Genomic DNA, 26,625 nt, shown 5'->3' on the forward strand with positions numbered 1-26,625 from the left:
TTGAAGTTACTTTTCAGCTCTAATCCTAAAGAAACGAGAATTGAATAAGTGTAAAATAGTTCAATTCATTTTGAAGGGTTGGTTAGTTGTTGTATTAATTAGGTTTTTCTAAATTAATAGTTTTGTCTTTAAATTAATTAAAATTTTATGTATATTGCAGGAGCACTATTTTAAGATGAGGTTGTGATGGAAGATTACAATGAATTTGATGAAGAGCTGCAAATATATACACCGTCTGCATTGTTAAGACGGGCGAGTTTGGTTTTTGAAGAGGCGAAAAAGAATAAAACACTTGTTGGATTGATAGGTGTAAATTTTTCCGAAACCATCAGAATTCGATCGCTACTAGGTGCTTTTGCATCCATGCAGGCCAGAAAAGAAATTGTGAGCCGTAGTAAGTCAAAGTTACCTGATAATCATTTAATAGGCCGTGGCACTGACAGCTTGATCATTTGCTTGCCCGGCATGGGGCGTGAAGCAACGAAACATCTGGCAGATGAAATCGCGCTTGAGCTTAATATACCAATTACATATGAGGGGTTCACCTTTGATTTGGCGCCAAAGGTAACTGTATGTGAATATCCTGGAACTGTTGGATATGTTGACGTGCGCGAAGTTACCCGAATTTGGGGATCATTTATCGACATTGCTCAAACCAGAGAAGCCCAAGTCAATATGATGAGTGAAAATGATTTATTTCATATTAACGAAAAACAGCGCATTGATCGAAACTTACTTAAAGCTATTCCTAATGGGGAATTTAAACTTGTCTATCAACCCCGTGTGCACATGCAGACAGGAAAAGTTGTTGGTTGTGAGGCTTTATTAAGGTGGGAAAGTCCAGAGCTTGGACATGTAAGTCCCGCCGTATTTATTCCGCGCGCAGAAGCGACCGGCATAATCCACTCAATCACACCTTGGGTGATAGAACGTGCAGGTTTATCAAATAAGTTTCTGCAGCAACAATTTGGTGACGGGTTCCGGACAGGGATCAATTTATCTCCGGCGAATGTGAATTCACCAAACTTGATTCAAACGGTAAAAAAAGCTTTGGATAGATCAGAAACCACGGCGCAAAATCTGGATTTTGAAATTACGGAATCCTTATTGCTCGAAAATAAGTCCATGGTCATGAATCAATTGAATTCCATGAGGCAACAAGGGGCGCATACTGCTCTTGATGATTTTGGGACAGGGTTTTCATCTTTGAGTTTGCTGGCGCGCATACCGTTGGATGTATTGAAGATAGATCAGTCTTTCATTCAAAAACTTGATCAGGCTGAAAGCCAGATGGACCTTAATGTGATTAAGGCCATACGTGATTTAGGAAATGCGTGTGGCTTACAAATTGTTGCCGAAGGCATGGAAACAAGGGAACAGGTAGATATCCTGATTAATCGTGTAGATGTTGAATATGGTCAGGGATATTTTTTCGGACGGCCTATGAGTGCTTCGGAATTTATTGAAACATATGCCTAGCACCGACATATCAAATGACTTTCAAAATTTCTAATACCTATTTTCACATAATTTTATAAAGTCTTTATAATGCCCAACTTGGGGATTGAACTTTTATTTATGTCGCAAAAGTGACATTCTATTCTCAATATAAAACGACAAAAAGTCGAAGTTTTTGCGCTGGAAGTTTTCATCGTGGGGAGAAAACTTAACTGCGGTCAGCGTTAGCATTATTATTGAGGTGAAACATGACTAATCGTGTTCAAAAAGGCAGCCTGCAAATTGATGCGGGCCTTTATGGTTTGGTTGCGGAGAAAATTATCCCGGGCACTGGCGTGGATGTCGATGATTTTTGGGCAAAATTCGAATCAACATTGAATGAGCTTGCGCCTAAAAACAAAACCTTATTGGCAAAACGTGGTGATATTCAAACGAAGATGGATGATTATTATCGTGTTCAAAAAGGCAGCGATATCGATATGGCAGCTTATAAAGATTTCTTAACTGAAATCGGATATCTGGTGCCGGAAGGTGATGAGTTTAAAATCACCACTGAAAATGTGGATGAAGAAATTGCCACAATTGCAGGTCCACAATTGGTGGTGCCAATCATGAATGCGCGTTTTGCGTTGAATGCGGCAAATGCGCGTTGGGGCAGCCTATATGATGCGTTATACGGCACGGATGTGATTGCAGATTCCGGTGAGACAGCCAAAGGTGGTTCTTATAATCCAAAACGTGGAGATGCGGTGATCGCATATGCGGCTTCTGTTTTGGATAAAGCTGCACCATTGACATCCGGTCAACATGGGGATGTTACCTCTTATAATCTTGTTGATAATGCAGGTTCTTTGACTCTTTCAGTTACCTTGAAAGATGGGTCTGAATCTGGGTTGAAGGATGCAGAAAAATGTGTGGGTTATACAGGACCCGCAAATGCGCCGACATCCATCCTTCTTAAAGATAATAATCTTCATTTGGAAATTCAGATTGATCGTGATCACCCGATTGGCAAAGCCTCTGCAGCAGGTGTGAAAGATGTGGTGATGGAATCTGCCATGAGCGCAATTATGGATTGCGAAGATTCTGTTGCGGCGGTTGATGGTGAAGATAAAGTCGTTGCTTATCGCAATTGGCTTGGATTGATGAAGGGTGACTTGCAAGAAACCTTCACCAAAAATGGTAAGGAAATGACCCGTGTCTTGGCAGATGATCGTTCTTTTACGTCCGTTGATGGGTCTGATTTAAATATTCATGGTCGCAGTCTGCTTTTGGTGCGTAATGTTGGACATTTGATGACTAACCCTGCAATCTTAGACAAGGATGGCAATGAAGTACCAGAAGGCATGATGGATGCGTTTATTACAACGCTTTGTGCCATTCATAACTTCAATGGCAATGCAAAACTGAATAACAGCCGTAAAGGCAGTATCTATATTGTGAAGCCGAAAATGCATGGTCCGGAAGAAGTTGCTTTCGCCGAAGAATTATTCTGTCACGTGGAAGATGCGCTGGGCTTGGCACGAAATACGATGAAAATTGGTGTGATGGACGAAGAACGTCGCACAACGGTTAATCTAAAAGAATGTATCCGTCAGGTGAAAGACCGTATTGTATTTATCAATACAGGTTTCCTGGATCGTACAGGTGATGAAATTCACACAAGTATGGAAGCAGGGCCATTCTTGCCAAAAGCGGATATCAAAGGTGAACCTTGGATTGCAGCTTATGAGAACTGGAATGTGGATATTGGTCTGGAAGTCGGTTTCACAGGCAAAGCTCAAATCGGAAAAGGTATGTGGGCAGAACCAGATAGTATGAAAGCTATGATGGAAGCGAAGATTGGACAGCCAATGGCAGGTGCCAATTGTGCTTGGGTTCCATCTCCTACCGCTGCGACCTTGCATGCAATTCATTATCATGAAGTTGATGTTTTTGGTCGTCAGGCTGAAATTGTGAACCGTGGTCGTGCAAATATTGATGACATTCTATCTGTACCTTTATTAAAAGGTCGCAATCTTTCTGACGAAGAAATTACACGTGAGTTGGAAAATAATGCACAAGGTATGTTGGGATATGTTGTACGTTGGGTTGAACAAGGCGTTGGTTGTTCCAAAGTGCCAGATATCAACAATGTGGGATTAATGGAAGACCGTGCCACATTACGTATTTCGTCTCAGCATATTGCCAATTGGTTACATCATGGGATTTGTACTGAAGATCAGGTGATGGAAGTCTTAAAACGTATGGCAAAAGTTGTAGATGGACAAAATGCAGGGGATGCAGACTATCGTCCCATGGCAGCTGATTTTGACAATAGTGTGGCCTTCCAGGCAGCTTGTGACTTGACCTTCAAAGGTGTGGCACAACCAAGCGGTTACACAGAACCTGTCTTGCATGCACGTCGTATTGAAGCGAAAGCTAAATTTGCGGCTTAAAGGCAATTACTGAGATAATCACTTTTAGGCCTGCTCAGTTGAGTGGGCCTTTTAGTTTGTATTGTTGGCTACAAACCGATTGAGGACCATATTGGTTTCTTCTATGTAAGATCCGCCAAATAATCGGCAATGTACCAGCAAAGAATATAAATTATAGATCGGCACCCGCGTGTCGAAAAAGGCACGATCTAGGGTGAAATGATCGTTATAGACCTCGTAAAATCTTTTGTTAAATGTATCAAACATCAAAGTAAAAGCGATCTCAATTTCCCGATGTCCAAAGTAAATAGCCGGGTCAATAAAAGCTGCTACCTTATGATCACGATAAATGATATTCCCGCCCCAGATATCACCATGTAGCAAACTTGGATGGCTTGGCGGTGCAATAAGTGAGGGCAGTTTGTCTGCTAATTTATCCACCTTATGCATGATTTCGGTGCTCAAATGACCATGATCATACGCAACCTGAGCCATATAACGCAGGCGATGATCTCTGAAAAATTCAATCCAGTTTAAGTTCCAAGGGTTCGGTTGGCGTAAAGTGCCTATCAATGTATCTTCTGCAAAGCCATGTTGAGGGGCTTTAATTTTATGCAGAGCTGCCAAAAGTTCAGCTGCATGTTCATCGCTATGAATGTTTTTACTAGCATCACTTTCAATCCATTCCATAACCAATAGGTCAGAGCGATTATAGATGATTTCTGGAACAGGAAGTTGCGTATTTTCCTTTAAATACAGGATCATACCCGCTTCTATTTCCAGATTATGGCCTTCAAAAGCGGTTTTTACGGCTGCTTCCATGCCGTTGTCGAATTGCACTTTCCAAACTTCACATCCTTCATTACCAAGGATATAAGTTGTTTGAACAATCTTTTGTTCACAATAGGCTTCGATAATAGCGATATTTTCGTTCTTCATTCGAAACGATCTTCTTAAGTTGCGTTTTTAATCTCTTTCAGCCAGGCAGCACTTGCGGCTTCTACCATATCTAAGACCAATTCAAATCCATCGGCACCACCATAGTAGGGGTCAGGGACTTCGATCTGATTGAACTGCTCTTGAACAGGTTCGAGAAACATCCGGATCTTGTTTGCTTTGCCTGAAGGGGCATAATCCTGCAAACTGTCAAAATGTCCATGATCCATCGCAAGAAGTAGATCAAATTCATCATAATCGGATATTTTCAATTTGCGTGCACGCAAGTCGGCCAGATTATAACCACGTCGCTTAGCGGCTTCTACGCTGCGACTATCTGGTGGGCTCCCCACATGCCAACCTTGAATACCGCAGCCATCCGTTGAAATTGTATCAGAAAGGCCTGCATCTGACACTTGTTGGCGAAAAATACCTTCTGCGGTCGGGGAGCGACAGATATTTCCAGTGCAAACAAATAGAACCTTCATGGATTTCATATGAATTTCCTAATAAATCTATAATTTCTTGATATTTGTGCCAAAACCAAGTCAAATTACCTTGTCGCTAATTCGGAAACAATAAAATTCTGGCAAGATCCAGATTATAAGGGGTAGCACATGTCCGAAAAATCAAAATATCCGATTGTTATTTTAACAGGGGCCGGAATTTCAAAAGAATCCGGTTTATCTACGTTCCGGGATGCGGATGGTATCTGGGCACAAGTGAATATAGAAGACGTTGCTACGCCAGAAGCCTTTGAGAAAGATCCCGATCAAGTTCATAGGTTTTATAATGAGCGGCGTGATGGGGTGCTTGATCCTTCCATAAAACCAAATGCAGCCCATGAAGCTTTGGCAAGACTAGAAGAAAAATGGCCAAATGACGTACTTGTGGTGACACAAAATATCGATAATCTTCATGAACGTGCGGGCAGCCGAAATCTGATCCATATGCATGGGGAATTATTGAAGGCACGATGCAGTCATTGTGATGCTGTTTTGGCTTGGGAAGCCCCGATCATTGTGGAAACGCTTTGCCCAAAATGTGGGCAAGATAACGGAATGCGCCCGCATGTGGTTTGGTTTGGCGAGGAACCATTTATGCTTGATGTAATCGGCGAAGCCTTGTCGCGTTGTGGTTTGTTTATTTCCATAGGTACTTCTGGCAATGTATATCCAGCGGCTGGTTTTGTTGCGACGGTAAAGCAATTTGGTCATGCGGAAAGTCTGGAGATTAATATGGAACCTTCCGAGGGGCATAGCTTATTTGATGATGCGCTATATGGTCCGGCCACACAGACTGTTCCTAAGCTGGTTGAACAGCTTTTGCGTACAGTGGGTGAATAGTTTGGAAAAATTATCTGACCTGCTTTCAGAAATTTCTGCCTGTAAGATTTGCGAACCTGAATTGGATTTAGGTGCGCGACCCGTTGTCGTGGCAAATGCAAAGGCGCGCTTGATGATTATCGGGCAAGCACCAGGTACCAAAGTGCATGCAACAGGCATCCCATGGAATGATCCAAGTGGCGATCGATTGCGTGAATGGTTACAGTTGGATAAAGACCAGTTTTATAACGAAGAAAATATCGCGATTATGCCCATGGGATTTTGTTATCCCGGCAAAATTCCAAAAGGTGGTGATAAGCCTCCACGCCCTGAATGCGCTCCTCAATGGCATGAACGGTTGAAGGCGCAACTTCCCAAGATTGGATTAACTTTATTGGTAGGGTCTTACGCACAGAAATACTATCTGGGAAAAGAAATGCAAAAAACAATGACGGAAACGATCCGTCATTATGAAGATTATCTTGATCGAGGCTTTTTGCCGTTACCCCACCCTAGCTGGCGTACAACAGGATGGTTAAAGAAGAACCCATGGTTTGACGAGGAAGTGCTGCCTTTTCTACGGCAGAAAACCAAAGCATTTTTGAATTAAAGTTTAATACCCGGATTATCGTCTTCTTCACCTTCAGGTTTATAGAAGGGCGTATAAAGTTCTTCGACAACTGGTCCTTTAATATCCAAGGCATGACATGTGTTAAGATGCGGTGGGCGCTTCATAGGTGCATCGGGATCAATCTCTGGTAATGGTTGTCCGATAATTTCTTTTGCTTTTCGGCTGGAGGCAAATACAGATTGAAAGGCTGTTGTGGCAATCGGGCCTAACAGTTCCGTCATATGGGTGCAGCCCTTGATACCTTTGAAAAGTTGGCGTGTGATCCCGGTGAAGCCCGGTTTAATCTGTTCACCGATCAGTTTTTTATAGGCGTCATTATTTGCCGCACAAATATTATAGGGGCCAAAATCTGTTTTGGCCTCTGCATCATGGATGTTCAATTTATCATCCACAGTTAGGCGTAAATACATGCCATGAAGATGTTCGCCTGTCTTAATCTCACCACGATGCATAGTGCTGAAATCATAAGATTTTTCATCACTCATATGGCCTTCGATATCCCAAAGGCCATCTTCGCGGATATAGGCATTTACCGTGACTTTACGCGTATGAATATGATGGCGTTTCACTTTTGGTTCAGGCAAAGGCATGGATCAATCCCTTTCTTCTTCGGCTTCTTCTTCAACCGGTGGGGTCAGGATCAAGGATTTAATTCGATTACCTTCGCGTTCTGTGATCTCAAAGCGGAAGCCAAAAAACTGGAAAGTTTGTCCAACCACGGGAATCGTGCGGGATTCATAGAGGATCAAACCTGCAACTGTTGCTGCGTCATCGTCAGGCAAGCCCCATTCAAATTCGCGGTTTAAATCTCGCAAAGTTACAGTGCCATCAATCCAATATCGACCATCGGATAACATATTCACACCTTTTACAGTGACATCTTGTTCGTCGTCGATTTCACCAACGATTTCTTCCAGAATATCTTCAAGGGTAATGATCCCCATAAAGCTGCCATATTCATCGACAACAACAGCAAAATGTTCCTTACGTTCCCGGAAAGCTTCCAATTGATCTAACAATGTGGTGGTTTCAGGTACATACCATGGGTCGGCTGCAAGTTCCTTAAGGTCAATGCTTTCAAGGGAGTTTTGGTGTGCGCGTACGGCCCGCAATAAAGGTTTTGCATGTAAAACACCAACGATATTATCTGGGTCATCTTCAAATAATGGAATACGTGTAAAGGTGCTATCCAATACTTTGTCAACATTTACCAAAGTAGGATCGGATAGATCCAACATCACGACATTTGACCGATGGGTAATGATGTCTGAAATATCCACGTCATCCAGATCGAGGATAGAACGCAGCATTTTTTGTTCTTGTTTAACCTCTGGCTCTGATCCTTCATGCAATTCAATAGCGCCACGCAACTCTTCTTCTTTATGTTCTTCATTGGCTTCATCGGCGAGCTTCAAGCCAAATAGATGAAGGGTTGCACGCACTATCAAGTGAACCGTGGCGGTGATCGGTGCAAATAAGGTGGTCAGCACATTCATGACAGGTGCCACCATCAAGGCCATGGAATCTGGTTTGGTTAAAGCCCATGTTTTAGGTAAAACCTCTGCAAAAATCAAAACCAAGGCTGTCATAACCAAAGTTGCATAGGCGACACCCGCCTCCCCAAATATGGATAGGAAGAGTGATGTGGTTAAAGCAGAAGCCAAAATATTAACGAGGTTATTACCAAGCAGGATCGCACCGATCATGCGATCCTTTCTTTCCTGCAAACTGATAACGGTCTTCGCACGTTTTTCCCCGTTTTTTGCTAATTGGTGCATGCGAGGGCGTGAAGACGCAGTTAATGCCGTTTCCGATCCCGAAAAGAAGGCGGAAATAAGAAGTAAGAAAAATACAATGCCGCCTGAAATAAGAAGCGGTGTCCAGCTTTCATCCATGATTTAAACCTAGTTTATGGTCTATTTAGTCACCCAAAAGGGTCTCGCCGATGGATTCTGACACAGTTAGGGCAAGTTGTTCAACTTTTACATCTTGGGTGATAAAGCTGTCGCCCATGCTGCGCGCCAAAATAAAGGTTAAATTTCCATCGGCAACTTTCTTATCGGTTGCCATACGTGCGATCAGATCGTCGGTATTCCATGTCATGCCGGGAATATGTGTTGGATCCGTTGGCAGGCCAACGGCGGCTAAATGACGACGCAATCGTGCTGCATCATCTGCAGGGCATAAACCCATTGCAACAGAAAGATCAAATGCCATCACCATGCCGATTGCAACAGCCTCACCATGAACCAAACGTCCACCATATCCAACCGCGGATTCAAGGGCATGTCCAAAAGTATGGCCCAAATTCAATAAGGCGCGAACGCCACCTTCTTTTTCATCTTGGGCAACGATATTTGCTTTGGCAAGACAGGACCGTTTCACGGCTTCGATACGTGCTGACATAGCCCCATCAATTAAATCCTGACCATGACTTTCAAGCCATGTGAAGAAAGGCTCATCCCCTAAGGCACCATATTTTACGACCTCGGCATATCCAGCCAATAAATCGCGTTTTGGCAAACTGTCCAATACGGTCATGTCAGCTAAAACCATTTTTGGCTGATGGAAAGCGCCCACAAGGTTCTTGCCTGCAGGCACGTTAATGCCAGTTTTACCACCAACAGAACTATCCACTTGAGCAAGTAAAGTAGTTGGAATTTGTACAAATTCGATGCCACGCATGGCGATTGCCGCGGCAAATCCGGTTAAATCCCCGATAACACCGCCGCCTAGAGCAACAAGACAGCTTTTGCGTTCAAGACCACGACCCAGAAGGTCATTCATCAAATTGCCTAGATTTTCAAAGCTCTTGGTGCTTTCTCCTGCAGGCATAATGATCGCTTCATGGGCAATATCTGCTTGGTCTAAAGATTTTTGCAAAGCTTCTAGATGTAGGGGGGCAACATTATCATCGGTAACAATGATAACCTTTGGCAATTTTAATACGGGTTTCATTAACTCCCCCGCGCGTGCCAACACATCGGTTCCGATCACAATATCATAAGATCGGTCGCCCAAAGCAACATTGATACGTTCATGAGAGGCAGAGGCAAGGGTCACAGTGCTTAAGTCCTTATATTTTTTATCAAGGTTAAAGTTTTATTGAGCCAAATGGTTTCGTAAAGCGTCGATAACACGATCACGCATGTCTTCTTTAGACACATCATCACAATCTACAATAATATCAGCTTCTTCATAGACTGGATATCGGTCTTCAATCAGTTTTTTCAAGGTGCCTTGTGGATCGGGTGTATGTAGCAAGGGTCGATGACTTTTCCGTGACACACGTTCCCATAAAATATCAAAATCGGCTTTAAACCAGATTGAAATTGCATTTTTTGCAATTGTCTGGCGTGTCTCTTCATTCATAAATGCGCCACCGCCTGTGGCTAGAATATGAATTTGACTACGTAATAAACGCGCAATCACTTTACGTTCGCCATATCGGAAATGATCTTCGCCGTATTTTTCGAAAATTTCCGGGATGGTTAAGGCTGCTGCTTTTTCTATTTCGTGATCTGCGTCCATAAAGGGAAGGTCTAATTCCTGGGCAATCATTCTTCCGATAGCAGATTTACCTGCACCCATCATACCAATCAGAACAACGGGCTGGGTTAGGGTCAAGCCTTTGGTATTGACCGGGTCGTAATTTACAATCTGGTCGCTGCTAGGGTCATCATCTTCTAACCCAAAAGCAACATTTTTATCCATATCATTCATTTTACATTTATCAGGTTTTATCCTGATCTTTCTGCTTGAATTGAAGCAAATAAAATTTTCCCTTGCCGCAGAATTGCCACAGTCGAGCCATAGGGTAAAGAAAAATGCCATTGATCGGCTTAATTTCCTGCGAAAATAATTTGTGAGTTTAGGTCAAAAGCTGTCTCGCTCGGGCTTGTTGCAGAAATGCGAAGCAGTTAAGGTATGGGCATAATCTGATTTATATATCCTGAACGTAGGTTTTTAGGACAAAAGGATAAGGAAAATATGGGTAAGCTATTAACATTTTTCGTGGCGCTTTTGGCTGTTGTGATTATTGGCGGTGGCGTATTTTTGGCGAGCTGGGATATACCGGCCCCGACACGTGATGTTGAAAAAACACTGGATGATGACCAGTTCCCTCGCTAAGCATTTAGATTAGCTAGAAGGGTTCCTCCATAGCTAGAAGGCTAAAAATTTATGAAATCCCTTTCTTTGAATAAGAAATTTAAAATTGCACTGCTGATTTCGGTATTCGTTATGCCAAGTTTGGCTTGGTCTCAATCAACGACACCGGTAATTACTTCTGATGAAGAAGTATTGGAAGTTAAACCGATTGAGGAAGAAGACCCAATCAGCCTTTTTCCATCTGAAGAAGAATTAGAACCAACTCAGGTTAACGAGGATAACCAGGTTCCTGCAATTACTTCTATTCCTGCAGATGAAGGCGGTTCGGCTATCCCGGGTATTGTGTCTGAAGAAAGTCTGGCTGTCATAGATCCTGCGACTGCGGGTTTATTTGATACAAAAGCGACTGGCGGGCTTGGTGTGAATATGTGGGCAGGGTCAGACCGTGCACAAATGAAAGCAATCTTTACATCTCTTCCAGATCGTATTGGTTCTAAAACATTACAGCTACTCGCGAAGAAACTTTTACTGACTTCTGCGGAAACACCAAATCTTGAAGGTGATAATGAAATCATCCTTACAGATGGTATCGAAGTGCTAAAAATGCGGGTAGACAGATTGATTGCCTTGGGTTTGGGGAATGAAGCGAGAGAGTTAATTCTCGCGGCGGGACTAGAGAATGACCAATTTCAAGCCTTTGCAGAACCGCTTTTGGAAGTTTCTTTACTTGAAAGTAACTATGCTCAGTCGTGCGATTTAGTACATAGTCAAACTGGGAAATTAGGGGAGCCTTACTGGCAAAAGAACTTAACCTTCTGTCATCTTTTGGAAGGTAATGTGGACGGAGCCAATTTTGGTATTACGATTTTACAAGATTATGGGGATGATGATCCCTTATTCTATGCACTGGCAGATAAAATTTTAGGATTAAATTCTGAAATTCCAACTGTTCAGAAATTAACACCTCTTCATCTGGCAATGTTTGAAGTGGCGGATTTACCTCTTCCGGAGAGTATCCTCACTTCTGATATTGATGTGAATATCTTACGTGCGTTGGTAAATAATCCGAAAACCGATATTCAATTACGTATGCAGGCCGCAGAAGAAGGGGTGAAACTCGGCATTATTGAGGGGCCAAAGCTTGCAGAACTTTATATGGCGCAAAGCTTTAGTCCAGAGGAAATAAAAGCGCCGCTTTCTACGGCGGAAGCTAATTATTCTGCCCATACACGCGCTTTATTATATCAAGCAGCCGCTGCAGAACCTACTGAAGAGACACGTGCTGTCATTATTGAGAAAGCGTTGGATTTTGCACGTAAAGGCGGGACCTATGGCATAACACTGGCTGCTTTTGAGGGATTGATTGGCCAAATGCCAATCCGTGCGGATTTGTGGCATTTCGCGGATGAAGCTGCCAGATCTCTCTATGCAGTGGGGCGCAGTAAGCCAGCAAAGGTATGGATTGATCAACTTATGGATCAGGCTATTCGTAATGCTGATGCGGCACAGGAATTAAATGAACTATGGGCTATGTCACGTATCGCATCATCTGATCAAATGACAATGATCAACGAAGAAGAAGGGCGTCGTGGTTGGATATCTTATGTGGAATCCACGGTTGCAGATGAATCCGAAGTAGAAATCCTGCGTCGCTTGGATATGGCTTATTCTTTGATTGAGGTTTTGGATCGCCAACCTGTCTCCATGCAGGCATGGGAAGAGATGGCAACGCGGGACGCGAATTTATTGGCGTTGACACCAAATCCGGCAAATGTGCGTCTGGTAAAGATCGCCGCAGATCAAAATCGAGTGGCTGAAACAGTTGGGCGTGTGATTGCCATGTTAGGGGGAACAGATTTATCACGTGTATCTTCTACTTCGGTTGTGACAGCAATAGAAGCGCTCAGTCAGGTTGGCTTGGAACAGGAAACAAGACTTTTAGCTGTCGAAGCTGCATTGGAGAATGGCCTGTAAAGGCCTGAATAATAATGGCACGCTATCTGGAAAATTTTCTGGAAATGTTGATGGCCGAACGTGGTGCGGCCGCAAATACGATAGAAGCTTACCGTCGGGATTTATTAGATATAAACGGGTTTTTGAGTTCTGGCCTTGAAAAGGCTGATACTAACCAGCTACGACAATATCTGGTTGCGCTGGAAAAAGATGGTGTGAAAGCCAGTACGGTTGCGCGTCGGTTATCCGCCATGCGTCAGTATTATCGGTTCCTTTATGACGAAGGTCTGGCGGAAGATGATCCAAGTGGCAAGCTTGAAAGTCCAAAATTGCAGCGTCCTTTGCCAAAAATGTTGAGTGAAGATGAGGTGGATGCGCTTTTAGTAATGGCGCATCAAGAAAAAGAGCCGGAAAATATTCGTCTCGCCTGCTTGTTAGAATTGCTGTATGCGTCAGGTCTACGGGTGAGCGAGTTAGTCAGTCTACCTTATTCATCGGTTTTGCGCGACCAAGATCACATGTTGGTTATGGGAAAAGGACAAAAGGAACGATTGGTCCCGCTTTCTGTTCCGGCCCGGGAAGCTTTAGTTGCATATAAAGCGGTTAGAGGCTGGTTTTTTCCAAAAGGCGTAGATGAAAGCTTTTATCTTTTTCCGTCTAATAGCAAGGAAGGCCATCTTACGCGACAACGGGTAGGGCAATTGTTGAAGGAATTAGCAATTAACGCCGGGTTAGAGCCAAAAAAAGTTAGTCCGCATGTATTGCGGCATGCTTTTGCCAGTCATCTGTTAAATCGTGGTGCCGATTTACGGGTTGTTCAGCAATTATTGGGGCATGCGGATATCTCAACAACACAGATTTACACCCATATTCAAGATGAACAGCTTATGAAGCTGGTTCAAGCTGTGCATCCACTTTCAAAACAAGATACTTAATCTCTATTTTTGTCTTCAACTTGAACACTGATGGCCATTACAACATCCACATCTATGCCGTTTGATGCCGTGGGTAGGAAAAGTGTTTGATCAAGAAATTTACGGCGATGTCCGATTTCAAAAGAGCAAACATTATAAAGTGGCCTCTTTTGGTTCATGACATAGTCATAATTTTCAATAGCTTTTTCTGGGTTTTCTGCTGCGCATGTGTCACGTACAAGTTGGCCTGTCGGATCCATACCACGAAATTGAACTTCGTTAGTTCCAACAAGCCGATAGCGGAATTCGTCCGTCTCTAAATGTTTCTCTACCATAATAATATATGGCAAAAGATCGCACATTTCGACCGGATCAAAATCCTTTTTAGACGGCAAAGCATAGCTATCATGCTTTTCCATCCATAACTCATAAAATTTTTTTAGACGCCAATCGCATTCGCCTAGAAAGGAATCGTCCTTGATGATCAGCCCATCTTCAAGTTTCTCCGACCCCTTCGGATACTTTCTTACATTCATCTGAATCCCCCAATTCATTGCGGATGAGAATAAACAAGAATTTCTACTTTGCATAGAGGAGTTTTTGTAAAATTTGACCTAAATTAATTTATTTCTGAATTTTGGGAAGTTGAGGTATTTTATATTAAATAGTGCTAATCTATTGGCTGTATGAAGTAGGGAAGAAAAATGCCGGCACCGAAGGAATTTGCGGCGATCCGCAAGGTGTTGCATAACTATATGGAAGGTAGTTATGCAGCTGATTTATCATTGTTACGTTCTGTCTTTTATCCGGAAGCCAGTATGTCGGGTTTTATGGGCGATCAGCTAGAGGTTGGAACGACAGCGCCTTTCTATGAAGAGTTGCAAGCAAATAAATCTTCAAAAGAAAGCGGGGAAGCTTATCACGCTGAAATAGGTTATATCCATATTACTGGTAAAGCAGCAAGCGCCAGCGTGATTGAAGATAATCTGCTGGGGCGAAATTACGTAAATCATTTCCATCTGTTGAAGATTGAAAGTGACTGGAAAATCATTAGCAAAACATATGTGGAAATGTGACGATTAAATTCGATCTAGTAATCAATGTTTCTTCGTACATCAGGTAAAAACCACGCTAGGCATCTCATAACTTGAAAAATGAGGACGAATAGAAAATAATCACCTGAAAAATAGGGGTTATCAGGCTTAAAGTTTGTGAGGGGATGATGGGTCGATTTTCAAAATTATCTATGTTTGGATTTGTCTTTTTGGGGCTGTTATCGGTATCCCAAATGGCGTCGGCGACTAATAAATATGCTTCCATGACAGATCGGCAGGTTTGTGCCTGGGCTTTGGATTTCCATGGGGATTGGAAAGCAGAGTTAGAGATCGTCAAAAAAGAAATGAAGCGTCGGGGCACAAAATGTCACTTTGGGTCTGATTATTACCAACCTGCAATTGATGCCTGGCGGTCGGGTCAACATGCTAAAGCATTGGACTATGCGCGAAAAGGTGCGGCAGAAGGTGATTTGGATTTGATTTATGTAATCGGGAATTTACATTGGAATGATGATAGCCCTTTTAGAAAAGACGAAGAAGGCATTAAATGGTACACAATCAATGCTGAAATGGGTGATCGTGATGGTCAATATCAGCTTGGTTTGATCAATGAAAAGGGATTTAGGAAGCAACCTAAAAATTATAGTGAAGCCTTTCGACTATACACGCTAGCGGCTGATCAAGGACATGAAAAAGCGCATGTTCAACTCGCTTACCTTCATTATTATGGTAAAGGCATTCCCAAAAATGTTGCGAAAGCAAAAGAAATTTTATTAAAAGCCCAGGATTTTAATAATCAGTATGCCTATTCTTTGTTGGGGTGGATCTACGAAAATGATGAATCTGATATTGGGTCTGCTTTGCCATTATATACAAAAGCTGCGGAATTGGATGATGTATGGTCTATGAGGAGGCTTGCCCGGACTTATCAGTATTCCAAATCACATATTGATTATGAAAAAGCTGTGTTTTGGAATGAAAAAGCCATGCAAAAAGGCAATGGTATAGCCACTAATGATCTAGGTGATCTCTATGAAAATGGTCGTGGTGTAAAACAGGATACACAAAAAGCCATTGAACTCTATATGAAAGCCATTGAGATGGGCGAGGATTTTGGCAAAATTAGTATGGGTGGTCTATATGAGCGCGGGGAATATGTAGAGCGTGATCTGGAAAAAGCTAGAAAATGGTATCAAGACGCGCTGAATAGTAAATTATCAGATGGACATAGAGAACAAGCTAAAACATTTTTAGCACGTGTAGAGGATGCAATTGCGGCAGAAAAACTGGCTGCACGCTATAAACGTGATCCAAACCGTCATGATGTGGCCGTGATTATCGGCAATCAAAATTATAAAAAATATGGACGAGATATTCCTGATGTGGCGCCAGCCATTAATGATGCCAAGCAAATCAAATCCTATTTCACGGATATTCTTGGCATTGATCCGGAAAATATTATCTATGTGGAAGATGCCAAAACAGCAGACCTTATCAGAATTTTTGGCAATCATCGTTCCCATAAAGGGGATGCCTATAGCTGGGTGCGTGAAGGTAAATCAAACCTCTATGTTTATTATGCGGGACATGGTGCGCCGGGGGATGCAGGGGATGCCTATCTGGTGCCGACGGATGCGTCTGCTGATAATATTGAAATAAGCGGATATTCGGTGGCACAGCTCTATGGAAATTTGAGCAAGATTAAGACCAGATCCACCACGGTTATTCTGGAAAGTTGTTTTTCCGGTAATAGTGATGCGGGCAGCGTGATCACCAATGCCTCACCCGTTTATATGAAAGCACAAAACACAGATATCCCGACAAATCTAAATGTGATAACGGCGGGGTCCGCGAATGAATTGGCCAGCTGGACCAAGGATAAGCAAAACGGTCTTTTCACCCATTATTATATCAAAGGGATGAGTGGTGAAGCCGATAGTGCCGAATATGGTAATCAGGATGGCGTGGTGTCCACCCATGAATTGCAAGCCTATCTGGATGACACGGTGACGTATTTTGCTAAACGTCATTATAAACGTGAACAAACTGTTCAAATTACCCTATCTCAATAAAAGCAGATGAGCGAAAGCTAGATCACCTAGCTTTCGCTGATAGACTTCTACTTGTAAGATAGATCTAGGCAAGCGGGATATAGATATCCGTAATTAACTCGCTTTCATCTACTTCCGCGCAGGAATTTTTATATTCCACAAAAAGCGGGAAATCCCGGGTCTTTTCACCACTTTCCGGTAACCATTCGCCATACATTTGATAGACGACTTTATCCATATGTTTATGGGGTCCTACATGGCGGGCAACTGCACATTTACCAGCAGGGATGCTTTTGGTCACAATGCCCTGACTATTGTCAGGAATATCCTGTTTTACTTCCCCGCAGACATCGAAACGAAAATCATCGGGCTCAACATTATTTGGATCGTTATAGATAATGCCGAAGGTACGATGTGTTTCATAAGGGGATAAATTGTTGCCCATACGCCATTCGATGAATTTATCGACGGTTTTATTCACAAGCGCTGGGGCGCCATGATGTTCAAGGGCCGCAATTTTAGTGGCTTCAAAGTCAATGATTTTGATATCCATGAGTTTTTCCTCTGTCGGTATGTTAAAATCATATTGCGTATGCCAATAGAGCCAGTCTGGATCTTTACGAAATGCCGTCGGTGTTTGGTTGAAGGTTTTCTTAAAGGATCTGGAAAAGGATTCCGGTGTTTCAAAACCGGCATCAAACGCAATATCAATGACTTTCCGCTCTTTTTTATAAACAAGATGATAAGAGGCCCGTTTTAAACGTGCCAGTTTCACATAGGCGGAGACATTCAAACCCACATAGGCTTGAAATTGTCGGTGAAAATGAAAACGGGAAAAGTTGGCAATACAGGCCAGTTTCTCAACGCTTAGATCTTCGTCCAAATGTGTCGCGATATAATCGCAAACCCTATTCATTCTGTTTTTGTAAGCATCAGTCATAAGGCCACTATAAGCATCCCTCAAAACATCTCTTGATCAAAATTGCTATGTTTTAAAAACAATCCTTTTCTTAAATTCGCCACAACAACTGACGACTTAACTCTTGAATTGACCTATCAAGATTTCGCTTAAAGGGGCAATTTTGATATCTTCAGCGGAAGTCGGATCAAACCAAATGGTTTCTGCGATTTCAGCTGCTGCATGAGGTTGGCAATTGATATGTGCCTTAAATATTTCTGCGACCACTTCATGATCAGGTTCATTTGCAGCAGGGGCTGAATAAGGGCCGATATAGGTGGCCTCAATATTGGAAATTCCGAGCTCTTCTTCTACTTCCCGACGTAAGGCAGATAATGCGTCTTCATTTGGTTCGATCTTTCCACCGGGTTGCATAAAGACATCGGTGCCTGCTTTGCGAACCAATAGAATTTGATTGGCATCATTAAGTATAACGGCTGCAGCGATTTTAATCTGAGGTTTTATATCGTTCATTAGATATCTTCATTTATCGGTTGAATGTTATACCGCTTCTTAAATCGTTTAGGATGAAAAATCTAGAAAGATTAGGCTGAATTTGCCAAGGCATGAATCTCTTCGTCCATCACTTGGTTGATGGTGGTGAGAACATTGTTGATGTCATAGGGTTTGCTGATAAATCCGTTCATGCCGCAGTTAAGATAATCTTCCACATGTTCCGTTGTGGCATCTGCGGTGGCTGCGATGATCGGGATTTGCGCGCGTGGCGACGCCATATTCCTGATTTCCTGAGTGGCTTCTATACCATCCATTTCTGGCATTCTCACATCCATCAAAATAATATCAAAACTAGTGTTTTTATGTGCGTTAACAGCTTCCAAACCGTTATCAACGGTCGTGACCTGATGACCGTATTTTTCCAACAGTGATTTGATGAGAATTTGGTTCACGTGAACATCTTCCGCCACGAGTATATTTAAGGACCGATTGCTTTGGGTTTCCGTTATGGGGTTTTGAGAAAGTGTTTGTGCCGCATTTGTTTTGGCTGAAGAGAATGGAATTCTAAACCAGAAGGTGGACCCCACCCCTTGTTTACTTTTTACATCAATTTCGCCACCTAATAACCCCACCAGCCTTTTACAGATGGTAAGGCCTAAGCCGGTGCCTGCATATTTACGAGAGATAGACGCATCTGCTTGGGTAAATTCTTCAAATATATGTTTTGAGACATCTTCATTCATACCGATGCCCGTATCAATCACTTTGAATTCCAGCTGGTTATTCTCAGATATTTTACAAGAGATGGAAATCTCACCTTCTTGGGTGAATTTATGCGCATTGCCCACAAGATTGATTAAAATCTGCCGGATACGGGTTGGATCACTATTGATAAATTGAGGGACATTTTCGCCTATTTGTAGATCCCAGTCTAAGGCTTTTTTTGTATTACTATCATTGTTGAACATATGCAGGATTTCTTCTAATAAATCCTTGAGGTCGAAATCAATGCGTTCGATTTCCAATTTTCCTGCTTCCAGTTTGGACATATCCAAAATGTCATTCACAATGCCTAAAAGAGACTTCGCCGCAACTTGAATACGTTCTGCATTCTCCTTAATGCTTGGAGTTATTTTTTCTTGTAAAATCAGGTCGGCAAATCCGATTACGGTGGTCATTGGGGTGCGTAGTTCATGGCTCATAGAGGCTAGGAATTCAGATTTGGCATGGTTGGCATTATCTGCTTTTTTCTTTGCTTCTTCCAACTCTTTGGCATTTTCGATTTGCTTGGTAATGTTTTTACCTGTGCCTCGATATCCCTTAAAATTTCCTTGGTTGTCGAAAACGGGAATACCGCTGATGGATAACCAGAATTTACTATCATTTGTTGCATTTGAGTAAACGAAATCTTTGAATTCTTTATGTTGATCAAGTGTATCAAAATGTTCTTTCCAATGATCAGAATCCACATCAGATATGCCGATTTCCTTTCTGGTTCGACCCAAAAGGTTTTCGCGTAAAAGGCCGGAACTTTCTTCTAATTTTCCAGAAAAGAAGGAAAACCGTAAATCTTGATCCATTTCCCAAAACCAGTCCGATGAGGCGGATGAGAAATCTTTAAATCGCTGTTCACTTGCCATCAGTTGTCGACTTATACGGGTTTTTTCAGTGATGTCCTGTACAGTGCCAAAGAAGGATTTCTGTTGACCCGTTTCTGTGAATTCAACTTGTAACTGAACTTCGACAGTTTTTACCTCGCCATCTGGTAAGGCGATATCATATTGGAAATTATCTAGGTCTTCATTCCGTTTTAGGCGCAGCATTCTGCCCATCACTTCGTCATGATAGGTTCGATATTCTGGCGTGATCCATTGGGTGAAGATCTCATAGGTTAAAGGCTCTATTTTTTCGCGGCCAAAAATTTCCCAAAGTCCGTTTGACCAGGTGACTAATCCGGTTGATATGTCATAGGACCAATTCCCCAAAGCTGCGATTTTCTCGGCTTCTTCTAATCCTGCAGTAATATTGCGTTGATTACGAAGTGATTTCATCAATGTATAAATGAAAGCAATGGCAATGACCCCGGCGCCTATAAGCAGAACGATAATGGTTTTATATTGATGATCAATTTCGGTGGATTGTACATCAATCATATTTTCCAAGCGGCTTTGATAATGGGCTAGGCTTTCTTCAATGGTTTTCTTTTCAGAAACATCATGGATTACGGAAAATAAAACTGTTTTCCCCTGATATTCTAATGGTTTGGCATATACCTCTACTGTTTTAACGGTACCGTCTGCAATCATATGCCGGAAAATAAAAAAGTTTCGGCTTTCGGTTTTTGCAAGTTGGATTTCTTCTGCGACTTGTTCTGGCGTTAACATGTTGATCTCAGAGATTTTCATGTTTTCAAGTGTTTCAAGCGGGTATCCATAAAAATCTGCTGCTGCTTGATTGGCTTTAACTATCTCACCACTTTTAGGTTCGATTAAGATCATCACGGCGTTATGTGAGGAAAAGAAGGAATTAAAATCGACATCTGCTCTTGCAGGTAAATTTGAAAGAATAGTAATACATGCGATTAATAGGAAGGCGAGGTATGACCACTTCTGGGTTAAAAAAAACCTAATTTTGCCTATATTGCATAAGTTCATTCTTTGATCCCTTGTCAGCTTATTTCACAAAGATTGATTGGTTTACTTCGACCGAAACCTATATTCGTGAAACCTCTATATGAAGAAGAGTATCAAAAAATGTTTTGATATTCATCAATATTTTAGAAGTCTCTTAAGTAATGATCCAAATCATTGATATAAATAAAGTTCATACAAATAATTTCTTTTGCGTCGCTGGGGTGAGTATTGTGTCGCAATAAGTGTTTTAAACTCATCAATTGAGTTGTTGTAGAAAAGTCACACAAAGTACAAAAAAGCTTACAATATGTACAAAAGGGCGTTTTTTCCCTTATTACGATTAATAATTAGTCTCATACAATTTGACGGAATGTTATGTGAGTGATAATCATTCGCAACAAATAAATGAGTAATCATTTATGTGATACGTGACTATTTTGAATCTTGAAGGTGTTGGGTTATGGAACCTGATGATAAAAGAAAAGTTGTTTTCCAGAATAATAAAGTGGAAAGCAAAGACCTTTTTTCCAAAACTCATGAACTGATCATTATTCATAATGACGAAGAATATAAGTTACGTATCACTGGCAATAAAAAATTGATTTTGACTAAATAATAGCCAGTAGCCCGCCCCCCAAAGTGACAGGAAAACCTGATCACGATTAGGCAGCAAGCCAAAGCTCCGACTGAAAGTAAAGGATACGCCATGCAGAAAAAACTGCATTTGGCATTTGCGACAGGTTTGTTGTATTCAACAAGCTTGACTGGAGCATATGCACAAGATTCATCCCCTGTAACGACCACTGAAGAAGTTACTGTTTATGCAACACGTAGTGAGGAAACGACATTTTCTGTGCCTGCCATTGTGGACACAGTTGATGTGGATGCCGTGGAAAATGCAAATGCGAATGATCTAGAAGATTTACTTGGATATGTACCAGGCGTTGAGATCTTAAATGGTCCGCGTCGCAGTAGCCAAACGATCTCCATTCGCGGTTTTGATGACGAACAATTGCTCATTTTAATGGATGGTCGCCGCCAAAATGTAGCTTCAGGTCATGATGGTCGTTTATTCGTTGATCCATCTTTATTGAAATCTGTTGAGGTGGTTAAGGGTAGTTCTTCCTCGATCTATGGATCAGGCGCTGTCGGGGGTGTGGTTGCATTTGAAACAAAAGATGCAAGTGATCTATTGAAGCCAGACCAAGAGTTGGGCGCGCAAGTCAGTGCAGGATATGCCTCCGCATCCCGTGACAAAACAACAACCGCTACTGGATATGGTCGTATTGACGGTTTCGATATCGTAGGAAGTGTCAGTTATCGTGACGCAGGTTCAATTGAACAAGGTAACGATACGAAGTTATATACCGAGGATGAAATTGCATCTGGCTTGTTCAAAGCGGGCTATACCTTCAATGATTTTCATACGCTAAAAGCAAATATTCAATCTTATGTGCATGATGGTCTGGAACCAAGTAATAGTGACTCTATTGCAAGCAGTACCGGATTGGATGTGGATAAAGAAATCACCGACAGACAATTCGGCCTGCAATATGAATATGAAAATCCCGAAAATGATTTGGTCAATTTGAAAGCACATGTGTATTTCAATGATAACGAAATTAAGGAAACAGATATCAGTGGGAGCGATGCTGGGCGTGTTCAAATTCGTGAGACTGATACAATCGGCTTCAATTTGGACAATCAGTCCTTCTTGACCTTTAGTGGACAGAACCACACTCTGGCTTATGGCTTAGAATATTATGAAGATGAGCAAACACCATCTTCTACTGAAAGTGATGGCTATGATGGTGTGCCACATGCTGAGGCAGAAAATTTTGGTCTGTATCTGCAAGATACAATTGAAACAGCAATTGGAACTGAGGGTAAGTTCACGATTACCCCGGCATTACGTTATGATTCATATGAAAGCTCTGATGATTCCGGGCGTTCACAGGATGAAAGTGCCTTTTCACCAAAACTCGCAATCGCAGTAGAGCCGACATCGAATTATATTGCTTTTGCAAGCCTATCAAGTGCCTTTCGCGCACCAAGTATCAGTGAATTATATGCAACGGGTGTTCACTTTACAGCTGGCCCGTTTGTGACAAATCGCTTTATCCCTAATGAGGAACTCAAGCCTGAGAAAGTAACGACATTTGAGGTGGGTGCGGGCTTTAACTTTGATAATGTCTTGGCAAGTGCTGACAAAATTACTGTGAAGGGATCATACTTCAAGAGCCGCGGTAAAGATTTTATTGATCAAGATGTACAAACCACAACAACACAATCTGTGAATATTGATCGTGCCTCTATTCAAGGATGGGAAGTTCAGCTTGATTACAAGGTTGATAATATAACAACTTATGCAAGCTTAAACACGACAAAGGCTAGAGACGAGAGCGATAATACATACTTAAATGCAAGTGTGCCGTTAACCATGATCGCTGGGTTAACCTATGATGTGGCTTCAATCGACAGCTCCTTTGGTTTCCGCGTTAAAGCGGCGGAAGCAAATAATCGTATTAAGCCTTCAACAAGTTCTAGCGCGTTGACTGCGACGGATGGCTATGGTGTGCTTGATATCTATTACCGTTGGGTACCGGAATTCGCAGAGGAAAGCTTGACTGTGGATTTGGGTGTAAACAATATAACCGATAAAGCTTACACACCGAACTTCTCTAATTTGTATGAAGAAGGTCGCAGTGTCGTAGGTAAGGTTACCTACAAATGGTAACAGTAACTAACATGCAGGTTTCTGAAGGCGTCAAATGGAGTTTCTATTTGGCGTTTTCAGCCTGTTTGTTGTTTGGTGTGATGAACCAGTTTTCAATGCAAAGGCCAGAGCCGAAACCGTCATTATTAGAGCCGCTCAAGATAAAGCTTGTGACTTTAGCTGCGCCAAAAGCTGTTGAGTTACAATCGACATCTGTCGCCGCCAATATGCCGCAACCAACGTTAAAACAGGTAGTTCCTGAGAAGGTTGTTGTGACAACGAATGCGGTCGAAAAGATTGTACAAAAATCAAAGCAGCTGCCCCTTTCTGAGGTGGAAATATCGAAGAAGACTGCAAAACTTGATACCAAGGTTCTACCTATACCACCTGCGCCTATAAAGCCGATGGAGCCCGTTGAGAATGTATCAGAACAAAAATCGGAAGAAATTCCACAAATTGTCAAAAAAGTTGAAGAAATCAAACAACTTGTTCCTGAATTAACAGTTGCTGAAGATGTTGAGAAGCCAGCAGAACCGATCCCGGATACCTCTATCGCCAAAGAGGCAATCGGGACCTCATCCGCCACGGTTATTCAGGATGCAAAATACCGAAAGCAAACTGCGCCGGTTTATCCACGCCGTGCGCGTGATCTGGGGCAGCAAGGGATCGTGATGATCCATGCGCATGTTATGCCGGATGGGCGCCCTGTCGAAATTAAGGTGGCAGAATCCTCCGGACATCGGTTGTTAGATCTATCAGCGTTATCTGCCGTTAAAAAATGGGAATTCGAACCTGTACACCACAATGGAGAACCCTCGGAAGGATGGGTTCGCGTACCGGTACGTTTCGTAATTCAATAAAAGGATGAAGTCATGTCTAATCCAGTTAAAGAGAAAATGATTAAACTAAAAGCAGAAGAACCAAATCTTCGCGCACGGGATATTGCAGCGAAACTGGGTATTTCTGAAGGTGAATTACTTGCGGCACAAGTGGGTGATATTGCCACTGTTCTAAAGCCTGAAATTGAAGCGATCCTGACGGATGTGGAAGCATTGGGTGAGGTCATGGCGCTTACCCGAAATGAAGCTTGTGTACATGAACGCAAAGGTATTTACGAAAAACCGCAATTTTCCAATATGGGTCCAATGCGAATGGGGCTTTATATCAATCCTGATATTGATTTGCGCTTATTCCTTGATCATTGGGCGCATGCATTTGCAGTGACAGAGAATGTTAAATCCGGTCAAAGACATAGCTTACAATTCTTTGATAAAGAAGGTGTAGCTATTCACAAGATTTATGTCACCGACATGTCTGACAAAGCAGCATTTGATGCTTTGGTAGAAAAATATAAAGCCGCGGAGCAGACTGATCATCTAAAGGTGGAAACTTATGATGCGCCAGCACCGGATCAACCAGATGAAAATGTTGATTGGAAAGGTTTCCGTGAGGCTTGGGAGAATATGAAAGATATCCACGAATTCTTCCCGATGTTGAAGAAGTTTAAAGTTGGGCGTGAACAAAGCTTCCGCAACATCGGTGAGGATTTCGCTTATCAAGTGACAAATGAAGCGCCGCGTCAGGTATTGGATATGGCAAGAGACCAAAATTGTAAGATTATGGTATTTGTCGGCAATCGTGGTTGTATCCAAATTCATACAGGTGACGTTCACAAACTTATGGAATTTGGAGATTGGTACAACGTATTAGATCCAAAATTTAATTTACATTTGGATGAAAGCAAAATTCACTCTGTATGGGTTTCACGTAAACCAAGTGAATATGGCAATGTGACTTCTGTAGAAGTATTTGACGAAAAAGGTGAAACGATTGCTATGTTCTTCGGACAGCGAGATCAAAAGTCTCCTGAACAGGAATTATGGCGGGGTATTGTTGCAGAACTTTCTCAGAAGGAAGTGAGTAATGCAGCTTGAATCCTCCGAAATAACGTCCACTGCTATTTTGGATTATCTGGACCATCTCTCACCTGATGCTGCTGAGTTATTCTCTATGCTTGGGTTGATGGCTTGGCCGTTGGCTGGATGCGCAATTCTGACCTTGGCAATTGTCTTGGAACGCAGCGTATTTTTTATCAGGCAATACGCATTCAAGCCGCGTGTTTATCGGAATTTCATTTCAAAAGTTGATGACTATAAAGAAGTTTCAAAACCGCTCAGAGATGAAGCCGTTTCAATGGCTTTAATAGATGCACAGAAAAATTTTCAAAGTGGTATTCGATTGTTACGAACCATTTCTGTGGTCAGCCCCATGCTTGGTCTTTTAGGAACAATTCTTGGTATCATTTCCGCATTTAAAGTGATTGCAGTCCAAAAAGGGCCCGTATCCCCCAGTCTAATTGCAGATGGTTTATGGGAAGCAATGCTAACAACAGCGGTTGGCCTGATGATCGCGCTTCCAGCCATTATGGCCGCGTTTATATTGAAACATATTGCGGGAAATTATCTTCATAATTTGGGTGTGACGTTGAACAAGCTCTCTATGGAATATGCGCTGCAAAAAGAGACATTAGGGGAATTCGAACAAGCTGGCACTGATATTCAGGAAGATACGTCAAAGGATATCAGGGCCGCATGATCCAATATGATGTAAAAGATGAAGACATTCTGAATGATCTGGCACCCGACCTTACGCCCATGCTGGATATTCTGTTTATTTTGCTTGTCTTTTTTCTACTCACCGCCGGAGCTGTTTTACAGTCTATGGAACTTACATTGCCCTCTTCAGTTTCAGAAGAGTTAGAGATGGTGGATACCCCAAATCATATCTTACTGGAAATTCGAAATGAGAGCTATGCCGTGAATGGCAATAGCATGGATACATTTAGTAAATTTAAAGATGCAGCTGCCTCCCAGGTTAAAGAGCAAGCCAATGATTCTGTCATTGTCGCCGGAGATAAAGACATATCGATGGAAAGGCTCTTGGAAGTTCTCACTTATTTGCAATCGGAAGGTATTCAGGTTGCCAATATATTAATGCAAAAGGAAAACTAAC

25 protein-coding genes are annotated in these 26,625 nt (G+C 42.2%); 15 read left to right on the forward strand and 10 right to left on the reverse strand.

Annotated elements, in window-relative coordinates:
- The first annotated feature begins 186 nt into the window (after positions 1–186).
- Positions 187–1,479 (forward strand): EAL domain-containing protein, encoded by a 1,293-nt coding sequence (locus ACOQOA_RS10445; protein ID WP_420548576.1) that lies wholly within the window; start codon positions 187–189, stop codon positions 1,477–1,479.
- A gap of 227 nt (positions 1,480–1,706) precedes the next feature.
- Positions 1,707–3,896: a malate synthase G gene (locus tag ACOQOA_RS10450; protein WP_420548577.1), complete on the forward strand. Its 2,190-nt coding sequence runs from the start codon at positions 1,707–1,709 to the stop codon at positions 3,894–3,896.
- 51 nt (positions 3,897–3,947) lie between these two features.
- Here the strand turns inward: ACOQOA_RS10450 and ACOQOA_RS10455 are convergent, their stop codons facing one another.
- Positions 3,948–4,814, reverse strand: a complete 867-nt coding sequence (locus tag ACOQOA_RS10455) for a fructosamine kinase family protein (protein ID WP_420548578.1) — start codon at positions 4,812–4,814, stop codon at positions 3,948–3,950.
- Positions 4,815–4,828: 14 nt separating this feature from the next.
- Positions 4,829–5,308: a low molecular weight protein-tyrosine-phosphatase gene (locus ACOQOA_RS10460; protein ID WP_420548579.1), complete on the reverse strand. Its 480-nt coding sequence runs from the start codon at positions 5,306–5,308 to the stop codon at positions 4,829–4,831.
- Positions 5,309–5,428: 120 nt separating this feature from the next.
- Between ACOQOA_RS10460 and ACOQOA_RS10465 the strand changes: the two genes are divergently transcribed.
- Both ACOQOA_RS10465 and ACOQOA_RS10470 read left to right on the forward strand, forming a co-directional pair.
- Positions 5,429–6,157, forward strand: coding sequence for an NAD-dependent deacylase (locus ACOQOA_RS10465; protein WP_420548580.1), 729 nt, complete (start codon positions 5,429–5,431; stop codon positions 6,155–6,157).
- 1 nt (position 6,158) lies between these two features.
- On the forward strand, positions 6,159–6,746 hold the full coding sequence (locus tag ACOQOA_RS10470; protein ID WP_420548581.1) for a uracil-DNA glycosylase family protein: 588 nt from the start codon (positions 6,159–6,161) through the stop codon (positions 6,744–6,746).
- On the opposite strand, the gene ACOQOA_RS10475 is transcribed toward ACOQOA_RS10470, so the two are convergent.
- Genes ACOQOA_RS10475 through ACOQOA_RS10490 form a run of 4 tightly spaced genes read right to left on the reverse strand, consistent with a single transcriptional unit; the run spans position 6,743 to position 10,481 of the window.
- Positions 6,743–7,357 (reverse strand): DUF2889 domain-containing protein, encoded by a 615-nt coding sequence (locus ACOQOA_RS10475; RefSeq protein WP_420548582.1) that lies wholly within the window; start codon positions 7,355–7,357, stop codon positions 6,743–6,745. The two genes, ACOQOA_RS10470 and ACOQOA_RS10475, sit on opposite strands and share 4 nt — an antisense overlap.
- A 3-nt stretch (positions 7,358–7,360) precedes the next feature.
- Positions 7,361–8,662, reverse strand: a complete 1,302-nt coding sequence (locus tag ACOQOA_RS10480; protein WP_420548583.1) for an HlyC/CorC family transporter — start codon at positions 8,660–8,662, stop codon at positions 7,361–7,363.
- A 25-nt stretch (positions 8,663–8,687) separates the two neighbouring features.
- Positions 8,688–9,830: a 3-dehydroquinate synthase gene (gene aroB, locus ACOQOA_RS10485; protein ID WP_420548584.1), complete on the reverse strand. Its 1,143-nt coding sequence runs from the start codon at positions 9,828–9,830 to the stop codon at positions 8,688–8,690.
- A 39-nt stretch (positions 9,831–9,869) separates the two neighbouring features.
- Positions 9,870–10,481: a shikimate kinase gene (locus ACOQOA_RS10490; protein ID WP_420548585.1), complete on the reverse strand. Its 612-nt coding sequence runs from the start codon at positions 10,479–10,481 to the stop codon at positions 9,870–9,872.
- A gap of 276 nt (positions 10,482–10,757) precedes the next feature.
- Between ACOQOA_RS10490 and ACOQOA_RS10495 the strand changes: the two genes are divergently transcribed.
- The 3 genes from ACOQOA_RS10495 to xerD are packed head-to-tail and all read left to right on the forward strand — an operon-like array spanning position 10,758 to position 13,765.
- Positions 10,758–10,898 (forward strand): hypothetical protein, encoded by a 141-nt coding sequence (locus ACOQOA_RS10495; RefSeq protein WP_218048788.1) that lies wholly within the window; start codon positions 10,758–10,760, stop codon positions 10,896–10,898.
- Positions 10,899–10,949: 51 nt separating this feature from the next.
- Positions 10,950–12,851: a hypothetical protein gene (locus ACOQOA_RS10500; protein WP_420548586.1), complete on the forward strand. Its 1,902-nt coding sequence runs from the start codon at positions 10,950–10,952 to the stop codon at positions 12,849–12,851.
- 14 nt (positions 12,852–12,865) lie between these two features.
- A complete protein-coding gene (xerD, locus tag ACOQOA_RS10505; RefSeq protein ID WP_420548587.1) occupies positions 12,866–13,765 on the forward strand; it encodes a site-specific tyrosine recombinase XerD in 900 nt (299 codons plus the stop codon).
- On the opposite strand, the gene ACOQOA_RS10510 is transcribed toward xerD, so the two are convergent.
- The gene (locus ACOQOA_RS10510) at positions 13,762–14,280 is read right to left on the reverse strand and encodes a PAS domain-containing protein (protein ID WP_420548588.1); all 519 of its coding nucleotides are present in this window, start codon (positions 14,278–14,280) and stop codon (positions 13,762–13,764) included. The two genes, xerD and ACOQOA_RS10510, sit on opposite strands and share 4 nt — an antisense overlap.
- 168 nt (positions 14,281–14,448) lie before the next feature.
- Between ACOQOA_RS10510 and ACOQOA_RS10515 the strand changes: the two genes are divergently transcribed.
- Positions 14,449–14,820 carry a nuclear transport factor 2 family protein gene (locus tag ACOQOA_RS10515; protein WP_420548589.1) on the forward strand — a complete coding sequence of 124 codons (372 nt, stop codon included), beginning with the start codon at positions 14,449–14,451 and terminating at the stop codon, positions 14,818–14,820.
- Between the two features lie 212 nt (positions 14,821–15,032).
- Entirely contained in the window at positions 15,033–16,871 is a 1,839-nt protein-coding gene (locus ACOQOA_RS10520; protein WP_420548590.1) for a caspase family protein, read from the forward strand.
- 64 nt (positions 16,872–16,935) lie between these two features.
- On the opposite strand, the gene ACOQOA_RS10525 is transcribed toward ACOQOA_RS10520, so the two are convergent.
- The 3 genes from ACOQOA_RS10525 to ACOQOA_RS10535 all read right to left on the reverse strand — a co-directional run bounded on the left by ACOQOA_RS10525 (position 16,936) and on the right by ACOQOA_RS10535 (position 20,918).
- Positions 16,936–17,790: an AraC family transcriptional regulator gene (locus ACOQOA_RS10525; RefSeq protein ID WP_420548591.1), complete on the reverse strand. Its 855-nt coding sequence runs from the start codon at positions 17,788–17,790 to the stop codon at positions 16,936–16,938.
- Positions 17,791–17,886: 96 nt separating this feature from the next.
- Entirely contained in the window at positions 17,887–18,282 is a 396-nt protein-coding gene (locus tag ACOQOA_RS10530) for an NUDIX hydrolase (RefSeq protein WP_420548592.1), read from the reverse strand.
- Between the two features lie 71 nt (positions 18,283–18,353).
- Entirely contained in the window at positions 18,354–20,918 is a 2,565-nt protein-coding gene (locus ACOQOA_RS10535; protein ID WP_420548593.1) for a PAS domain S-box protein, read from the reverse strand.
- 439 nt (positions 20,919–21,357) lie between these two features.
- Between ACOQOA_RS10535 and hemP the strand changes: the two genes are divergently transcribed.
- From hemP to ACOQOA_RS10565, 6 genes are all read left to right on the forward strand, one after another.
- Entirely contained in the window at positions 21,358–21,513 is a 156-nt protein-coding gene (gene hemP, locus ACOQOA_RS10540; protein WP_420548594.1) for a hemin uptake protein HemP, read from the forward strand.
- A gap of 90 nt (positions 21,514–21,603) precedes the next feature.
- Positions 21,604–23,634, forward strand: a complete 2,031-nt coding sequence (locus ACOQOA_RS10545) for a TonB-dependent hemoglobin/transferrin/lactoferrin family receptor (protein WP_420548595.1) — start codon at positions 21,604–21,606, stop codon at positions 23,632–23,634.
- Positions 23,628–24,473: a TonB family protein gene (locus ACOQOA_RS10550; RefSeq protein ID WP_420548596.1), complete on the forward strand. Its 846-nt coding sequence runs from the start codon at positions 23,628–23,630 to the stop codon at positions 24,471–24,473. Before ACOQOA_RS10545 ends, ACOQOA_RS10550 begins: the two co-directional genes overlap by 7 nt.
- Positions 24,474–24,485: 12 nt before the next feature.
- Positions 24,486–25,547, forward strand: coding sequence for a hemin-degrading factor (locus ACOQOA_RS10555; protein ID WP_420548597.1), 1,062 nt, complete (start codon positions 24,486–24,488; stop codon positions 25,545–25,547).
- Positions 25,537–26,208, forward strand: coding sequence for a MotA/TolQ/ExbB proton channel family protein (locus tag ACOQOA_RS10560; RefSeq protein ID WP_420548598.1), 672 nt, complete (start codon positions 25,537–25,539; stop codon positions 26,206–26,208). Before ACOQOA_RS10555 ends, ACOQOA_RS10560 begins: the two co-directional genes overlap by 11 nt.
- A complete protein-coding gene (locus tag ACOQOA_RS10565) occupies positions 26,205–26,624 on the forward strand; it encodes a biopolymer transporter ExbD (RefSeq protein WP_420548599.1) in 420 nt (139 codons plus the stop codon). The genes ACOQOA_RS10560 and ACOQOA_RS10565 overlap by 4 nt, the downstream gene beginning before the upstream one ends.
- Position 26,625 lies beyond the last annotated feature (1 nt).

Origin of the sequence: Curvivirga sp. (assembly GCF_965219885.1) — a bacterium.
Classification (GTDB): Bacteria; Pseudomonadota; Alphaproteobacteria; order UBA8366; family Aestuariispiraceae; genus Curvivirga.

Bases quoted from the DNA above. Each gene is read 5' to 3' on its own strand.
- ACOQOA_RS10445 (WP_420548576.1), top strand. From the start codon at position 187: ATGGAAGATTACAATGAATTTGATGAAGAGCTGCAAATATATACACCG.
- ACOQOA_RS10450 (WP_420548577.1), top strand. From the start codon at position 1,707: ATGACTAATCGTGTTCAAAAAGGCAGCCTGCAAATTGATGCGGGCCTT.
- ACOQOA_RS10455 (WP_420548578.1), bottom strand. From the start codon at position 4,814: ATGAAGAACGAAAATATCGCTATTATCGAAGCCTATTGTGAACAAAAG.
- ACOQOA_RS10460 (WP_420548579.1), bottom strand. From the start codon at position 5,308: ATGAAATCCATGAAGGTTCTATTTGTTTGCACTGGAAATATCTGTCGC.
- ACOQOA_RS10465 (WP_420548580.1), top strand. From the start codon at position 5,429: ATGTCCGAAAAATCAAAATATCCGATTGTTATTTTAACAGGGGCCGGA.
- ACOQOA_RS10475 (WP_420548582.1), bottom strand. From the start codon at position 7,357: ATGCCTTTGCCTGAACCAAAAGTGAAACGCCATCATATTCATACGCGT.
- ACOQOA_RS10480 (WP_420548583.1), bottom strand. From the start codon at position 8,662: ATGGATGAAAGCTGGACACCGCTTCTTATTTCAGGCGGCATTGTATTT.
- ACOQOA_RS10490 (WP_420548585.1), bottom strand. From the start codon at position 10,481: ATGGATAAAAATGTTGCTTTTGGGTTAGAAGATGATGACCCTAGCAGC.
- ACOQOA_RS10495 (WP_218048788.1), top strand. From the start codon at position 10,758: ATGGGTAAGCTATTAACATTTTTCGTGGCGCTTTTGGCTGTTGTGATT.
- ACOQOA_RS10500 (WP_420548586.1), top strand. From the start codon at position 10,950: ATGAAATCCCTTTCTTTGAATAAGAAATTTAAAATTGCACTGCTGATT.
- xerD (WP_420548587.1), top strand. From the start codon at position 12,866: ATGGCACGCTATCTGGAAAATTTTCTGGAAATGTTGATGGCCGAACGT.
- ACOQOA_RS10510 (WP_420548588.1), bottom strand. From the start codon at position 14,280: ATGAATGTAAGAAAGTATCCGAAGGGGTCGGAGAAACTTGAAGATGGG.
- ACOQOA_RS10515 (WP_420548589.1), top strand. From the start codon at position 14,449: ATGCCGGCACCGAAGGAATTTGCGGCGATCCGCAAGGTGTTGCATAAC.
- ACOQOA_RS10520 (WP_420548590.1), top strand. From the start codon at position 15,033: ATGGCGTCGGCGACTAATAAATATGCTTCCATGACAGATCGGCAGGTT.
- ACOQOA_RS10525 (WP_420548591.1), bottom strand. From the start codon at position 17,790: ATGACTGATGCTTACAAAAACAGAATGAATAGGGTTTGCGATTATATC.
- ACOQOA_RS10530 (WP_420548592.1), bottom strand. From the start codon at position 18,282: ATGAACGATATAAAACCTCAGATTAAAATCGCTGCAGCCGTTATACTT.
- ACOQOA_RS10535 (WP_420548593.1), bottom strand. From the start codon at position 20,918: ATGAACTTATGCAATATAGGCAAAATTAGGTTTTTTTTAACCCAGAAG.
- hemP (WP_420548594.1), top strand. From the start codon at position 21,358: ATGGAACCTGATGATAAAAGAAAAGTTGTTTTCCAGAATAATAAAGTG.
- ACOQOA_RS10545 (WP_420548595.1), top strand. From the start codon at position 21,604: ATGCAGAAAAAACTGCATTTGGCATTTGCGACAGGTTTGTTGTATTCA.
- ACOQOA_RS10550 (WP_420548596.1), top strand. From the start codon at position 23,628: ATGGTAACAGTAACTAACATGCAGGTTTCTGAAGGCGTCAAATGGAGT.
- ACOQOA_RS10555 (WP_420548597.1), top strand. From the start codon at position 24,486: ATGTCTAATCCAGTTAAAGAGAAAATGATTAAACTAAAAGCAGAAGAA.
- ACOQOA_RS10560 (WP_420548598.1), top strand. From the start codon at position 25,537: ATGCAGCTTGAATCCTCCGAAATAACGTCCACTGCTATTTTGGATTAT.
- ACOQOA_RS10565 (WP_420548599.1), top strand. From the start codon at position 26,205: ATGATCCAATATGATGTAAAAGATGAAGACATTCTGAATGATCTGGCA.